Annotated in this window: 18 protein-coding genes; 8 read left to right on the forward strand and 10 right to left on the reverse strand. The window is 48.6% G+C overall.

The features are described 5' to 3' along the window. Positions 1 to 53: 53 nt before the first annotated feature. Complete coding sequence (hemW, locus tag H6F93_RS05030; RefSeq protein WP_347277244.1) at positions 54 to 1,343, reverse strand: radical SAM family heme chaperone HemW; 1,290 nt, start codon at positions 1,341 to 1,343, stop codon at positions 54 to 56. A 378-nt stretch (positions 1,344 to 1,721) separates the two neighbouring features. On the opposite strand from hemW, the gene H6F93_RS05035 reads away from it, so the two are divergent. Then, positions 1,722 to 2,801, forward strand: coding sequence for a PIN/TRAM domain-containing protein (locus H6F93_RS05035; protein WP_190679570.1), 1,080 nt, complete (start codon positions 1,722 to 1,724; stop codon positions 2,799 to 2,801). Continuing rightward, the gene (locus tag H6F93_RS05040; protein ID WP_190679571.1) at positions 2,801 to 2,983 is read left to right on the forward strand and encodes a DUF8622 domain-containing protein; all 183 of its coding nucleotides are present in this window, start codon (positions 2,801 to 2,803) and stop codon (positions 2,981 to 2,983) included. The genes H6F93_RS05035 and H6F93_RS05040 overlap by 1 nt, the downstream gene beginning before the upstream one ends. A 181-nt stretch (positions 2,984 to 3,164) precedes the next feature. Here the strand turns inward: H6F93_RS05040 and H6F93_RS05045 are convergent, their stop codons facing one another. Beyond that, on the reverse strand, positions 3,165 to 4,403 hold the full coding sequence (locus H6F93_RS05045; protein WP_190645038.1) for a vWA domain-containing protein: 1,239 nt from the start codon (positions 4,401 to 4,403) through the stop codon (positions 3,165 to 3,167). Between the two features lie 222 nt (positions 4,404 to 4,625). On the opposite strand from H6F93_RS05045, the gene H6F93_RS05050 reads away from it, so the two are divergent. From H6F93_RS05050 to H6F93_RS05060, 3 genes are all read left to right on the forward strand, one after another. Next, positions 4,626 to 5,285 (forward strand): ATP-dependent Clp protease proteolytic subunit, encoded by a 660-nt coding sequence (locus tag H6F93_RS05050; RefSeq protein ID WP_190645037.1) that lies wholly within the window; start codon positions 4,626 to 4,628, stop codon positions 5,283 to 5,285. A gap of 113 nt (positions 5,286 to 5,398) precedes the next feature. Then, entirely contained in the window at positions 5,399 to 5,995 is a 597-nt protein-coding gene (locus H6F93_RS05055) for an ATP-dependent Clp protease proteolytic subunit (protein WP_199313491.1), read from the forward strand. Between the two features lie 97 nt (positions 5,996 to 6,092). Then, positions 6,093 to 6,731, forward strand: coding sequence for a J domain-containing protein (locus tag H6F93_RS05060; RefSeq protein WP_190679572.1), 639 nt, complete (start codon positions 6,093 to 6,095; stop codon positions 6,729 to 6,731). A gap of 136 nt (positions 6,732 to 6,867) precedes the next feature. On the opposite strand, the gene H6F93_RS05065 is transcribed toward H6F93_RS05060, so the two are convergent. Next, complete coding sequence (locus tag H6F93_RS05065) at positions 6,868 to 7,071, reverse strand: CAB/ELIP/HLIP family chlorophyll-binding protein (RefSeq protein ID WP_190645035.1); 204 nt, start codon at positions 7,069 to 7,071, stop codon at positions 6,868 to 6,870. Positions 7,072 to 7,511: 440 nt separating this feature from the next. On the opposite strand from H6F93_RS05065, the gene H6F93_RS05070 reads away from it, so the two are divergent. Further along, positions 7,512 to 8,057 (forward strand): cyclic nucleotide-binding domain-containing protein, encoded by a 546-nt coding sequence (locus H6F93_RS05070; protein ID WP_190645034.1) that lies wholly within the window; start codon positions 7,512 to 7,514, stop codon positions 8,055 to 8,057. Positions 8,058 to 8,059: 2 nt separating this feature from the next. Here the strand turns inward: H6F93_RS05070 and H6F93_RS05075 are convergent, their stop codons facing one another. From H6F93_RS05075 to rppA, 5 genes are all read right to left on the reverse strand, one after another. Then, positions 8,060 to 8,527 carry a pentapeptide repeat-containing protein gene (locus H6F93_RS05075; protein WP_190679573.1) on the reverse strand — a complete coding sequence of 156 codons (468 nt, stop codon included), beginning with the start codon at positions 8,525 to 8,527 and terminating at the stop codon, positions 8,060 to 8,062. Positions 8,528 to 8,699: 172 nt separating this feature from the next. Further along, on the reverse strand, positions 8,700 to 9,029 hold the full coding sequence (locus H6F93_RS05080; protein ID WP_190679574.1) for a hypothetical protein: 330 nt from the start codon (positions 9,027 to 9,029) through the stop codon (positions 8,700 to 8,702). Positions 9,030 to 9,137: 108 nt separating this feature from the next. Then, a complete protein-coding gene (locus tag H6F93_RS05085; protein ID WP_190679575.1) occupies positions 9,138 to 10,502 on the reverse strand; it encodes a sensor histidine kinase in 1,365 nt (454 codons plus the stop codon). Continuing rightward, positions 10,495 to 10,623, reverse strand: a complete 129-nt coding sequence (locus tag H6F93_RS34535) for a hypothetical protein (RefSeq protein WP_277882825.1) — start codon at positions 10,621 to 10,623, stop codon at positions 10,495 to 10,497. Before H6F93_RS34535 ends, H6F93_RS05085 begins: the two co-directional genes overlap by 8 nt. 45 nt (positions 10,624 to 10,668) lie before the next feature. Further along, positions 10,669 to 11,343 (reverse strand): two-component system response regulator RppA, encoded by a 675-nt coding sequence (gene rppA / locus H6F93_RS05090; RefSeq protein WP_190679576.1) that lies wholly within the window; start codon positions 11,341 to 11,343, stop codon positions 10,669 to 10,671. A gap of 128 nt (positions 11,344 to 11,471) precedes the next feature. Here rppA and H6F93_RS05095 point away from each other — a divergent pair, with 128 nt between their 5' ends. Beyond that, positions 11,472 to 11,864 (forward strand): hypothetical protein, encoded by a 393-nt coding sequence (locus H6F93_RS05095; protein WP_190679577.1) that lies wholly within the window; start codon positions 11,472 to 11,474, stop codon positions 11,862 to 11,864. 338 nt (positions 11,865 to 12,202) lie between these two features. On the opposite strand, the gene H6F93_RS05100 is transcribed toward H6F93_RS05095, so the two are convergent. Together H6F93_RS05100 and H6F93_RS05105 are read right to left on the reverse strand one after the other, a co-directional pair. Further along, a complete protein-coding gene (locus H6F93_RS05100) occupies positions 12,203 to 12,421 on the reverse strand; it encodes a hypothetical protein (RefSeq protein ID WP_190679578.1) in 219 nt (72 codons plus the stop codon). A 320-nt stretch (positions 12,422 to 12,741) separates the two neighbouring features. After that, entirely contained in the window at positions 12,742 to 12,972 is a 231-nt protein-coding gene (locus tag H6F93_RS05105; protein WP_190679579.1) for a hypothetical protein, read from the reverse strand. Between the two features lie 298 nt (positions 12,973 to 13,270). Here H6F93_RS05105 and H6F93_RS05110 point away from each other — a divergent pair, with 298 nt between their 5' ends. Then, entirely contained in the window at positions 13,271 to 14,188 is a 918-nt protein-coding gene (locus H6F93_RS05110; protein WP_190679580.1) for a LysR family transcriptional regulator, read from the forward strand. The last annotated feature ends 326 nt before the right edge of the window (positions 14,189 to 14,514 follow it).

Here is a 14,514-nt window from a genome sequence, read left to right on the forward strand (position 1 = left end):
CAGGTGGAAGGGCACCCCGCTTCGTGGGGTGCCCTTCCACCTGTAGCTTCTTCCTAGAGAAACGTTGTAAAGTCTTGCTCAAATAGGGCAGTGAGGACGGTGTTGGAAAACAAAAAACCTTCTGGCTTGTTGAGTCGGAGCAATAGGGTGGGTGAGAATTGATTCAGCCCAAAATCAGGTTCGACTAAGCGGCAGGTTTTTGTGTCAAATAGTTCAACCCAGCCCTGACGAAAGTAAGGTTTCAAGGTGATCAAAATTTGATCTACTGCTGCTGCTCCAAACCGCTGAGCTAAATCAGCAAGGCGCAACCCTTCGGCAAGGCGCAACCCCAGCATCAGCGTGTCTAGAAGCATCTCTGAGATTGGCGTTTGTGGGCAAGCGATCGCCCCTCCATTTCCCACCAATTCCTCAACCCACTTAAAATACTCCCGTCGTGTCCGGGGTCGGGTAAAGCGCTGCCCTTGCACGTAGCTTGCTGCACCCATGCCAAAGCCGTAGTAAGCTCGATTTTCCCAATAAACCCGATTGTGACGACACTGATGTCCCGGTTTAGCATAGTTGGAGATTTCGTAATGCTCATATCCGGCTGTGCTCAAGACCTGCTCTGCCATCCGATACATCTGAGCAGTCATTTCGTCGGAAGGTAGAGGTTTTGCTCCCGGTTTGTACTGTCGCCCAAATGCGGTGACGGGTTCAACAATCAGGTCATAGACCGAGAGGTGAGTTGGATGGAGCGCGATCGCCTGCTGCAATGATTCTTGCCATTGCTCCAGCGTTTGATGCGGCAACCCAGAGATCAAATCCAGGCTGAAGTTGGATACATTTGCTTGATGAATGAACTCGACTGCGGTGTACACATCGTCGGCAGTGTGCGATCGCCCACACGCCTGCAATAGCTCTGGCTGAAATGCCTGTACTCCTAAACTTACCCGATTGATCCCCGCTGCCTGATAGCCCTTGAGCTGAGCTAGATCAAACGTGCCGGGATCAATTTCAATTGAAATTTCAGCCGATGAGGCAATGCCAAATTGCTGGTCTAAAACTTTGAGAATTTGCTCAAGTTGCCCAACTGACAATAACGAGGGAGTGCCACCCCCAAAAAATACCGTTTGCAGCGGTTGCCCAAAGGATGGGGTGGTAAGAATTTCCTGATTCAAGCCGTTGATGTATTGGGCGATCGCCCCCGAATTTTCGCCTTGAGTGCGATCACCTACAACTGAGATGGGAAAGTCGCAGTAAAAGCATCTGCGACGGCAAAAAGGAATATGGACGTAAGCGGCTGTGGGATGTCCATATTCAAAAGCTGGTGTTTGTAAAGAATGATTTCGATCGAGATTAATCACCAAGTTCAACGCTTATTGAAAGAATTGCTGAAGTGAATCCTTGCCTTTCATCTCTAATTTAATCCTTAACAAAATCAACCTTAAACGACAGAAATTGAGTCGCTTTGTTGCCTATAGTTCGGCTTAACCGCCCTAATTTAGCCAGTTTTCTGGGTAGAAGTGTCAAAAACTGCATTACCCGCTGAAGGATATAATGAAGGCTGGAAAAGTACTTACTAAGCTCAGTTCTAGCGCTGCTTGCGCCCTGCCAGAAAAAGTTTGATCAGCTTAGAACTCAGCTTGGTATTTACTTGATGTAATCGGAATCTAATGATTCACCTGATGTCATCAGAGCTTGGTCAGACTGCAATCCATCCATTCATTCAATTGGATTGAATTATGCTCGACGCAATTATTATCTTTTCATTCATACTAGCAGGGGCGGGGATCGGCTTTTATGGCGTTGAACTGCTGCCAAACAACACACTCGAACAGGTCACTAGCCTGGAAGGTTTGAGTTTAGTCACGGCAGGCTTTGGCGCTTTAATTGGCTTTGCAGTTGGGCTAACTGCTCAAACGGGCTACCGCCGTTTAGAGCGGCAAGTTCGGGAAATGCCTGTGGACGTGTTGCTCAGTCGTTCAGTCGGCTTGGTACTGGGTTTACTGGTTGCAAACCTGCTGCTGGCACCAATCTTTTTGCTCCCCATTCCGATTGAGTTTGCCTTCATCAAACCTTTGGCGGCTGTACTGGGCAGTGTCATGTTTGCCTTTTCAGGAATAAGTCTTGCCGATACTCATGGACGGGCACTGCTACGGCTGATTAATCCACACAGTGTAGAGACCATGCTGTTAGCAGAAGGAACCTTGAAGCCTTCTACTACCAAAGTGCTGGACACAAGCTGCATCATTGACGGGCGGATTGAAGATCTGCTGGGCACAGGTTTCCTGGAAGGTCAAATCCTGGTGCCGCAATTTGTTCTGCAAGAGCTTCAGCAGGTTGCGGATGCGTCTAACGACCAGAAGCGGGTACGCGGACGGCGCGGGTTAGACATTCTCAACCGGATGCAGGAAAACTTCCCAGAGCGGATTTTGATTCATCCAGCAGACTACGAAGATGTACCTACCGTTGATGCAAAGCTGGTGCGACTGGCTCAAGAAATTAACGGAACGCTGTTGACCAACGACTACAACTTGAACAAGGTTGCTAGTTTACAAAAAGTTGTTGTTTTGAATATCAACGATTTGGCGCAGGCAATTCGTCCGGCTTATCTACCTGGTGACACGATCGATATCAAGATTGTCAAATCGGGCAAGGAGCCTACTCAAGGTGTAGGCTATCTCAACGACGGCACGATGGTTGTTGTAGAAGATGGCAATCCTTACATAGGAGATGAGCTTTGCGTGATTGTCACCGGAGCATTGCAAACTTCTGCTGGGCGAATGATTTTTGCCCGTCCTGAAGCAACTGTAGTTGCTTGATGCGTCAACGGATTAAGCCGTGCGATCGCTGCACTCAACTTGCACCAGTTCTCTACCGGGTGCAGATCGATGAGTCTGGAGACTGGCTTTTTGTTTGCGATCGCTGCTTCCCTACAGTCAGCCACAACAATCCCTATTACACTTACGGTGGCACCTGGAAAGCTGTGAAGAAAAGGGGCTAGAGGCTGGGGATTGGGGGCTAGGGATTAGAAATTTGACCTCATCTCTACGTTTGAGGAATACCCTTTATCTCCAGGTTCGATTTGGAGATACTCTTAGCGAAACTCTGCCCTGTGTGAGGTACAAGAGGCAAAGCCTCGCACGAGACTTCTACCCCTAGCCCCTAGTCCCTAGCTCCTTCCACTACTGCAATACCGTCTTAGAAACAATCCGAGTCTTCTTGCGATCGCTCTCTGACAGTTCTTCTCCAGACTGCAATCGAGTTGCATTGTCTTGTAGAACAGTGGCGGCATTTTGGTCGCCCATTTGTAGGGCAGTTTTGGCAGCAGATTGGAGCATTGTGGCGGCTCCAACGCGATCGCCCTGGAGCAGTTTTGATTCGGCAATTTGGGTTTGCCGATATTTCGCCAGAGCTAACACATGCTGCTGCACCTGAGGATTGAGGTCTGGCTGGAAGGCGCTGAGAACATTTGCCTCAACTGGGATCTTTTCAGACAATAGCCCTTCCTGTCCCTGTGCTGGATCGTCATAGCGAATTTGCAGATAGGCGATCGGGTGTCGCCCTTCGGGAAGCTGACTGGCATAGAGGTTCGCCAGCACGACTCTAGGAGCATCCACCATCAGGTCGCCAAGACGCACGATCGCCTGATTTGCTTCCTGGATGACCGATAGCTCGATTGTGTCGGGAACGACTTGGGCGAGTGGCTTTAGCTCTGCCAGACGAATGTTTGGCGTGAGTGACAGCATGAGATGAGCGTTGGTCAAACCGACGGACTGAATTCGGTTAAATAAGCGGCTAAACTCATTGACTGCTTCTTCGGGTTGCTGAATGTAAGATAGCGTTCCACCGCCTGCATCCGCGATCCGTTCCAAAACGTCCTGGTTCCAGTGATCTCCAAAGCCTAATGTGCTGAGGGTGAGGTTGTAGCCTGCTGCCAGTTGGGCTAGTTTCAAGCAGCGATCGTTGTCGCCGTGCTCGTTCTCGCCGTCAGTCAGTAAAAATGCTTGAGAGATAGTGTCTTTCTTGCCTTTTGCCAGTTCCTCAACCCCTAGCCTCATGCCTTCGTCGATCGCTGTTCCGCCGCTGGCTTTGAGCTTGTTAATCTCCACCTTGATCCCGGCTGGGTTGTCGATTACCTGATTGGGCACCAGCACTTTGGCTTTGTGGTCAAACACCACTACTGCAATGCGATCGCCGGGTGACAAACTATCAACAATTCGGTGAGCGGCTTGCTTCACCGTTTCCAGGGGGCGACCGTGCATGGAACCGCTGTGGTCTAGAACCAAGCACAGATTTAGCGGGGCACTTCTACCTGCCGACTCAGCGATCGCCGAAATCGAGATCGCCAGTTGCCGTTGGCTGCTGGACTGAGCAGCATCCAAATTGGCATCATTCAGCGCAGCTTGCAGACCAACTCTCATGACACGAAGCTCCTAGGTACGGGCAAAACGAATAACTTCAACACAATCAAATAACTTCAATCCAATCGGCAGGTGTTTCGGAACAGCAAGGGTACATTATCCTAATTCATATTCAATTTTCGGATATCCCTAATCCGACTGAACAGGTTGGCTACCCCTATTGCTTTCCAGGTCACGCTACTATGTTAGAAACAATGCCACCTTTTCAGGCGATCGCAGGCTATGAACTTACCGATTCAGGCTGTCCAATCTCCTTACTACGGAGACGCTTTTTACCGGACACCCCCTCCAGATTTGCCATCCCTTCTGCTCAAGGAACGTATCGTTTACTTGGGGATGCCCTTGGTGCCAGCCGTAACTGAGCTGATTATCGCTGAACTGCTTTATTTGCAGTACGAAGATCCAGAGAAGCCGATTAAGATTTATATCAACTCGACTGGCACTTCTCATTACAACGGCGAACCGGTCGGCTTTGAAACCGAAGCCTTTGCCATTTGCGACACGATGAGCTACATCAAGCCTCCTGTTCACACCATCTGCCTCGGCTCAGCGATGGGAATGGCAGCCATGCTGCTGTCTGCGGGTACAAAAGGCTGCCGTGCCAGTCTTCCCAATGCCACGATTGTTTTACATCAGCCCAAGAGCTACGCCAGAGGTCAGGCAACTGACATTCAAATTCGGGCTAAGGAAGTTTTGGCAAACAAATCAACAATGCTCGATATCCTGTCGCGCAATACGGGACAAACTGCCGAAAAAATTGGTAAAGACATGGATCGCCTCTTCTATCTGTCGCCCGAAGCCGCTAAAGAGTATGGCTTGATTGATCGCGTTTTAGAATCTTCTGCTGATTTGCCAAGACCTTTACCAGCAGGCGTGATCTAGGACGGCGCTTAAAGCAATAGCCGCATTCTCAGTGGAGCACAGGAGTATGAATTTAAGCCCCTGTAGCTTTATCAAAGTCCGCTTTTAACCCCCTTCTCATCACGGAGCCTTCTATGCCAATTGGTGTTCCTAAAGTTCCTTACCGCTTACCGGGGGAGCAATATACTCAATGGATCGATATTTACAATCGTCTTTACCGTGAACGAATCATCTTTTTAGGTAAAGATGTTGACGACGAAATCGCCAACCAAATTATCGCTGTCATGCTTTACCTGGACTCTGAAGACCCAGGTAAGGACATCGTTCTCTACATCAACTCTCCTGGTGGCATGGTCACAGCAGGGATGGCTATCTATGACACCATGCAGCACATCAAGTCAGATGTCGTGACGATTTGCGTGGGTCTGGCTGCTTCAATGGGTTCTTTCCTACTTGCCGCTGGAACTAAAGGTAAGCGCTTAGCATTGCCCCACTCTCGGATCATGATTCACCAACCATCTGGTGGAACGCGAGGGCAAGCAACTGACATCGAAATCGAAGCGCGAGAAATCATTCGCATTCGCAGACAGTTGAATGACATCTACGCTAGCAATACCGGACAGACCCTAGAGAAGATCGAAAAAGACATGGATCGAGACTTCTTTATGTCTGCCCACGAAGCAAAAGAATACGGGCTAATTGATCGGGTAATTGAAGATCGGGCACCTTAGGCAAAAATCCTGCTATTCTATGCGTGATTTTGCATCTAAACCGTTAATTTACCTTTCTTAGTGGCAGAATTGACTGAAATTCTGCCATTTCTTATCAATGAACCTTGCAGATTGCTACCGATTATTAGGACTGCGAACTGGCGCATCTTGTGATGAAATTAAAGCGTCCTACCGACGTTTGGCGCGACAATACCATCCTGATGTGAATCCTGGTAATCAGCAGCAGGCAAAGGAAAAGTTCATTCAACTCACTGATGCTTATAAGTTTCTGATGAGTCAGGTTCCACCTGATAGAGAAACTGAGTCAGGTGAACCCTCTATACCGGCCCCTGCTGCTGGTAAGGTAGGCGTGACTGAGGTACCGCCAGTTGCTTCACCCGTTGAGGTTAAGGTTACTCGCAAGGCTCCTAGAATTCAACGCAATCCGGCCTTGACTGAGGCAGAGCAATTGCTGAAGCAAAGTTCTTATGAGCAGTTGCAGCAGTTGTTGAAATATCATCGCTTTCCCCGAGCGATCGCCCTAGTCGAAGGTTTAGCCCAACGGATTCCTAAAGATCCTGAAGTGCGTCAGTGGCAGGCAATTACCTATCAGCGTTGGGGTCGTTACCTGATTGACCAGAAGGAATTAGACAAAGCCAGGATTTACTTAAAAAAAGCGCTGCGCACCGATCCTCACAACCGTTCTCTCTGGTCAGAAATAGAGCGAGACTTCCGCCGCATGGAGAAAATCTTTTGAGCTTCTTCTTCAAGATTTCTCTAAAGAGAACGGGTAAGGCAAAGTTTGCAGCAAATCAAATCTACGTTGGGGCTTGACATTACCAAGCCCCAACGTAGATTTGCAAACTATTTTGTTTTCAGGTTTGAGCTTAGGATTACATCAACCCAAGCCAGCGAAGGAAGCTTTGACCAGTGGTCAACTCAACGAGCAACGCTGCTAGAAAACCAATCATCGCCAATCGCCCGTTCCAGATTTCAGCGCTGGGGTTAGAACCGAACTGAAATTTTGTTGCAAATTCGCCGTACTTCCGTTGAGCTTGTCCTTCGTAGTAGTTTTGAGTGCTTTGATTATCTTGCATTGCTAAATCTCCAAGTTTCTAACGCCGTCTTATTTAGAAATGTAACGAAGTTTTGCAAAACATGTAGTCTATCTTTAGAGAGGACAATAGAAACTGAATGTAAACAAAATTTGTATCTTTGGGTAAGTTGCACATTCTCTTTTTCTGAAGCAGTCTATTGACGCTGAAAGACTTAAGCAGAAGGGAGCGGGAAAGGTTTTCATACCGTTGCTCTATAAAGCTGCACCTTTTGGAGCCTTAAAGAGAATTGGTATTACAGCGGTTTGAGCCGGACGGTAAGTCAATATTATTGGTATAAAAAGATAGATTCTTTAATCAGGCAAACGGTCTACTTAGGACTGCATTGCGCTTAGGCGACGAGTGAGATCTCCTTATCAGGGTGCTTCAGGAGACTGCAATACCTATCCTGCATGGCACAATCTCGGAGATACAGACGGATCATGAAGAAAGTCCTATTTATTCTGGGTGAGTTGAGTGATGACGATATTGATTGGTTAGTAGGAACAGGCAACAGAGAAGAAATTTCTGCTGGCACTGTACTCATCCGTGAAGGACAGGCTGTTAATGCGTTATATGTGCTGTTGGATGGCACTTTAGCCGTTTCAACAGAAGCACTGGGCGGAAAAGAAATCGCTAAGCTATCGAGTGGGGATGTGGTGGGTGAAATGTCTTTCATCGACGACAACCCACCTTCTGCAACGGTTCAGGCAGTTGATGAAGCGTTGGTTTTATCGATTCCGCGGGCGGAGCTAGCGCAAAAGCTATATCAGGATGTAGGGTTTGGTTCCCGGTTTTATCGCGCACTGGCGATTTTGCTCTCCAATCGGCTGCGCGGGACGGTTCAGCAGTTGGGTTACAACCGGGATAAGTCACAGGTAGAAGGTGGTGCAAATGGTCTGGAACCGAAGGTTTCAGATAATGTGGCGATCGCCGAAGCCCGATTTGACTGGCTCTTGCGACGGCTCAGAAGCGGTGAAATTTTCTAAGCCTACAGGGTTTCTATTTCTGTGCAGTCTCGGTTTTCAATCTGACCATCGGGCATCACCGTTTTGCAGAGGCAAACTGTAGACAAATCTACCCCTTCCAGGTTCGCTCCCCGTAAAAAAGCGCCAGTCAGATTTGCATTTTGCAAATTAGCGCCCTTCAGATTGGTGTGACAAAGGTGGGCTTTGCTTAAATCAGCGTGACTCAGGTTTGCGTTCCTTAAATCAGCGAATCTGAGATTGGCGTTGCAGAGAGAAGCGTTGTTTAGGTTTGCCTGAGCCAAGCGAGTCTCCATCAGGGATGTGTTTGTCAGTTCTGCGGCACTCAAGTTAGCTGCATTGAGGTTTGCACCGCTCAGGTCAGCGCCCTTGAAGTTAGCATTGCTCAGGTTAGCTCCACTTAAGCTGGCGCAAATGAGATCAGCGCCCTTCAGATCTAGATGCCGGGTTTGAGAGGACGATTTGGCAAACATAGCGTTCTACTCAAGGTATTAAGGAGACGTCAAAAGCGTTAATGGGTTGACTGACGCATCAACGCTTTTGGCTACTAGATATATTGCCCACCTAGGCAGGGAACAGGTCTTCTGGGGAGATGTTGTCAACTCGCTGTTATCAGTTTTGGACTCTACTGTTTTGTAGTTTGCTTTAGTCCCACACAAAAACGACTTCACCGTTTTCGCGGGTGACGGAGTAGGCTTCAAAGGAGTCGTCATCGTAGCGTCCAGTAACAGTGAGCTGTTCTCCGACGGTGAAATTAGCTCGCCGGACTGCGCGATCGTCAGCATCTACCAGGACTTGACCTTCAGTGGTATTGAGCAAGAAATCGCCATCGTCAATGGCAACAATTTCACCTGCGATGTCGGTACTGCTGACTCGGCGCGTAGGTTCAGGTTGGGTTTGCGCCAAAACCAAGGCAGGAACAGCAGATGCGGCGATCGCCGCAAAACCAATGCCTAAAAGAGTAGTAACTTTCATGACTTGACCCCATTGTTAACGTTTGCTTCTGTAGCAGCCCTGAATCAGTTGTGAAACCCTTCAGACTTGCTATCTTTCAGTGTGCGACGCAAAGTTTACAGGAGGTTTTCAAGAGGTCTGATTTAGGGGTAATTCGATTTGGAAGGTGGTTCCTTCGCCAATTTTGCTGGTAGCGGTAATTTTTCCTTGATGGGCGTGAATGATTTGTTGCACGATCGCCAGCCCTAACCCAAAGCCACCTGTATGGCGCGATCGCACCTGATCTACCCGATAAAAGCGTTCAAAAACTTGGGGCAAATCTTCGGCTGAGATGCCCACGCCAGTATCTTGGACTCGAATCACAATTTGCTGAGTTTGTTGAATGGCGCTGAGCGTTACGGTTCCCCCAGCGGGCGTGTATTGCAACGCATTGGTGAGCAGATTGGTGATGGCTTGCCGCAGTAAGGCTAACTCTGCTCTCAACATCAGCAGTTGTTCTGGCAGTTCACAAATCAGCTGCAATTCTTTTGCTGCTGCCTGGGGAGTGTATTCTGCAGTAAGCGATCGCAGTAAGCGGGTTAAGTCTACCGTTCTTAAAGAATCGGGTTTCAGTTGTGCTTCATTTCGAGCTAAGAACAGCAGTTGGCTTACCAGCGCTGCCATTGATTCTGCTCGACTAATGATTTTTTCTAACCGCAACTGTTGCTCTTGAGGGTCGGTCAGGTCCATCAGCCCAGCTTGAGCGTTATTGATGATTGCGGCTAACGGCGCACGCAATTCGTGGGAAGCGTCGGCGGTAAAGCGCTGAAGCTGATCATAAGATTGCCGGATCGGTTGCATTGCCAACCCGCCTAAAACCCATCCTGTTTGGGCGATCGCCCCTAGCGCAATCGGCACGCCAAATACCAATAACCACCGAAGTCGCCCCAGTGACTCATCAACCGGTGTAAGAGGCACAGCAACCTGGAGATAACCGATTAATACACCGTCCTGATAGACCGGAAGGGTGAGCTGCCGCAGTCGAACTGTTCCAGCGTTAGCCAAAGTTTCAGCAGAACGGCTCTCTGAAAGGAAACCGTCGAATTGAAGCGGTTCCTCTGGAGGTGTGGCTGTGCTTGAAGCAGTAGAACTGCTTTCAACGATAGTTTGAAATCCTGATTCACTTTGGAGTTGGCTCGGTGGGATATCTCCAAAGAACTGAATCAATTCTCTTTCAGGGCTGTACCAGCGAACAAAAACCAGGTTTGTATTTAGCGGTAAAACATCTCCTCCCAGGACTGGCACATCCTCCAGGTCGATGCGTCTTCGGTTTTGAAAGTTGCCATCCTCAACTGCCGCTGCCATGTACTGGCAAATGTCGTATAGGTTCTGGTCAAACGATCGCATCTGTTCTTTTGCTTCCAGGAAATAGAGGATTCCAGCAAAGAGAACCAGAATGCTTCCCATTGAAAGGGTGAACCAACGAGCTAGATCTTGACGGCTACGGTTAAACATCAGCGCGTTGAGTTATAAAAGCACCCTTTGCATCAGCGATCGGGACGCGCGATCGCCCCACGAGAATTGCAATCCTAAGTTCTGACTGAACTTCTAAATCAATCTCTAACTTGAAGGACAAAGGTTACACAGAGTTTACAGAATGGGGCGATCGCGCCTTAAAGCATCACTCTGGTGGAGCAAGGCGATAGCCCATGCCATAGACTGTTTGCAACCAATCCTCTGCGCCTACTGCCTGGAGACGCTGCCGCACTCGATGCACCAACGTGGCGACGGCTTTGCTTTCGGGCAAGGCATCCCATTCCCACAGCGATTGCTCGATCTGATCTCGACTCAGCACTTGCTGGGGATGGCGCATCAAATATTCCATCAAATGAAACTCACGTCCAGAGAGAGAAACCTTGGTATCTTGTCGCTCTAGGATTAACGTGGTGAGATGCAAACAGAGATCTTGTAGCGTCAGGGTGTCTCCCTGTAACAAGGGCGATCGCCGTCCTAATGCTCGAACCCTTGCTAGCAGTTCCATTGCATTTACGGGTTTAACCAGATAGTCATCTGCTCCTACATCTAGACCCGTCACTTTATCGGCAACTGCGTCTTTTGCGGTGAGGATCAAAACGGGTGCCATTTTGCCAGCCTGCCGATATTCCTGACAAAGGCTCACCCCGCTGACGTTCGGTAGCAGCCAATCTAAAATCAGCAGGTCATACTCCTTGTCTTGAATGAGTTGCTGAGCCACAGCGCCATCTTCCACGCCATCGACGATATGACCTGATTTGGCAAGGATGGTGCGAAGGGGTTCTAGCTGTTCGACATCATCCTCGACGAGTAGAATTCTCATATAGCAGTCCCAAATCAGTTGTCAGGGTGGGTCGTGAGAAGCGTACCCAATTGAGATTGCTGTATTGTCGGTTAGTTCTCCGACTTTTGCACCCTACCGAGCTTGCTGTAAATACTTTTGAGCCTGCCATGTCTAAATTTCGCTGGCGAAAACTTTGGGGTAGAGCAAAGATGTGGCTCTGGCTGCCTTTTATCTTGGTCGGGTTGCTATTTTGGGTGGGTACTGATTGGGTGACAACCCGTGTCACCTCTGGTGCTTATGAAACGACAGCTCAGCTTCAAACGGATGAACAGCCTGAAGTGCAGCTTTCCTTTTCCGTGAAGATTGTGGCGATCGATGCAGAAATTGATCGGCGAGCGGACGTGACGGAAGTAACGGTTAGAACCACTGACTCGATTCTGAGAGAATTGGAGCTTGATCTCCCAGCCATTGAATTTGCTCAGGTAGAAGATTTGCTCATCGAAGAATTGCATCTGCCTCGTGATGCGATTAAGCAATTGATTCGTTATCGAATCTATTGACAGGACGTTGTGCCGATTTTATGTGAAACCAGTCTGTTGAAGCACGCTTCAACAGACCCGCTTTAAAGAGAACCGATACTACTAGCGCGTCAAGCTTGAAATGTTGGGTTCCGCTGCGCTTCACCCAACCTACGGTTCTGCTAGCTGTAGGTTGGGTGGAGCAGAGCGAAACCCAACGCTTTAGATTTGCTGCGCTACTACACCGATTTCAAAAATTAGGGCTACGGATGGAGGAGGACCCCGCGCCATGGGGTGTCCTCCTCCATCCGTAGTAGTTCTATAAATGGAAATCGTGTTGCCTGCAGTGCAGACAACACGATTTTGCAGACGTTAGCGGTTTAGAGGAATTCTCGGCGCTCTAAATAGTAGTTTTGCTGAAGTTCTAGAATCTGCTCGTTGAGGTAGGTTGAGTTCGACTCTAGATCTTGCTTGAGTCCCTGATTCATAGGTTCAGGGGTTCGTGTAGCAGTACGAGAACTAGATGGCTCTGATCGTGTGATCTCTGAGACAGCCTCCGCCTGACCATAGGTCAACCCGTAGGCAAAAAGGGACAACATACAACGCTCCGTAAATGTGTGGTGCTATCAGAATAAGTGATTGAGGAGCGATTGCCGTCCTCCAAGTGATTCATCCAATCGGATGAACAGTTAGGAAAAGTATCGTTTACTTCCTGCAAAAGTGGTGCTTGATTTCTATTTAAAATGCGGTATAACAAGCAAGCTTTCCTAATGCCGGTCATGCCAATTAAGTCCGTTTTCATAAGTTTAACGGGCTCAAAAATTAGGTTGGTTGAGTCAATTTCATTGAAGAGAATAGCGTAACAGGCTATTTCCTTTCTCTATCCCTATTCAATAGCTCTAAATAACGTAAATGGGGTTTACAAGGAATAGCGCTGTTCCAGCCAGATTCTTACTTCGGTTTCTGAAGACAGGCTACTGTAGTAGCCTGTAGCTGGATCGTAAATCTTCCAGTAAGCTTTACCAGAGCGATCATGAACTTGCTGAATCTGCACTTCAGAATTGCCAGATAGCGCATTGAGCAGATGCTTCCAAATATACTTTAAAGCTGACTGAGCTTTGGATTTAGTCAGCGCACTTTTAGAAATCAAATTGCTTGTTGACTGGCTTATTTCTCTACTGTTAAAATTTGCGTAGCTTCTCATATTCTTTCTTCCCAGTTACAGAGCTTTGATGAGTGATCCTGTGGTGTTTGTCTAGATTCTGTTCTTACGATCTAATCTAGGAGTTTTCTTAGGAAGAAACAAAAGACGCACTGCATGACATCCATGAATAAAATTCATACGAAAGTTTGAGCGTTAAAGTGGCTGTCTTGTAGGGCGTTGGCTTAACCCACGCTTCACAACCGCGTCAGGTAGTATTGCTACATTGCGTCCAGGATGGTTTCTGATGAGAGATGTCAGTCGTGATGGAATTAAGCTGTCTCAGTTACGCGCTTTGATTGCAGTCGCCGATCACGGAAATTTTAGTGGGGCAGCCCTGTATCTAGATGTCTCTCAGTCTGCCGTGAGTCATGCGATCGCCACCTTGGAGTCAGAGCTAGGCGTGGTGCTGCTATCGCGCGGTCGTCATGGCGCAAACCTGACTCCTGTTGGTCAGCAGATCATTCAATATGCCCGCCAGGTGATGCAAACGCTAGAGCAGATTAGCAAAGAGGCAAATCTGTCTAAGGGGTTGCGGGGTGGGCAGGTTCGCATTGCTTCGTTTCGCAGTGTAGCGACGCACATTCTGCCGGGCATGATTGCTCAGTTTCATCAAGACTATCCGGCGATCGCCATCTCAATCACCGAGCATCAAGACTTTTCGGGAGTCGATCAAGCGATACGTGAAGGGGTTGCTGACCTTGGCTTTACGTATATGCCTACTTCTAAAGAATTTGAAACGTGGGAGATGTTGCGCGACGAATATATCGTGTTGGTGTCGCCTAAGTTAGACCTACCTGACGGGTCGTTAACCTGGGAAAAGCTAACCTCTTACCCACTGATTTTGCATCCCGAAACGGAAAGCTGTGGGGGTATGATTTACCGACATTGCGCTAAGCTTGGGCGATCGCTGAAGCCTGCTTATGTGGTTTCTGAAGATTCAACGATTGTCAGCATGGTGATGCAAGGTTTGGGGGTGACTATATTGCCACGCCTTGCAGCTGAACCACTGCCATTGGGGATTAAAACCTATAGCCTGCCCGTTCCTCTGGAGCGGATTATTGGTGTTGCAACCTTAGCAGAGGCGCTGCATCCACCGGGCGTGTTTGCCTTTCTGGATACACTGAAGCGCTGCGCCCCCTGTGTGCTTCCTCAAACGGCTTAGAGAGCCTGAAGAAGTAGCAGAAATCCCTTGTAGGGAAGTTTAAGGTGTTGGGTTCCGCTGCACTTCACCCAACCCACTGGCATACCAAGCTTGAGATGTTGGGTTCTGCTGCGCTTCACCCAACCTACGGTTCTGCTATCTGTAGGTTGGGTGGAGCAGAGCGAAACCCAACGCTTTAGATTTGCTGCGCTACTACGGCTCTAGCATCTGTACCAGGACTTACGCAGCGGCACTAGGGATAGGGGGTGGTTAAGTTGAGCTATGCTCGCTACAGTTCCAGTATGAGTGCATCAAACAGCGATTGCGATGACATTTACTAAGCTGGA

The organism is Leptolyngbya sp. FACHB-671, assembly GCF_014695745.1.
Classification (GTDB): domain Bacteria; phylum Cyanobacteriota; class Cyanobacteriia; order Elainellales; family Elainellaceae; genus JAAUTN01.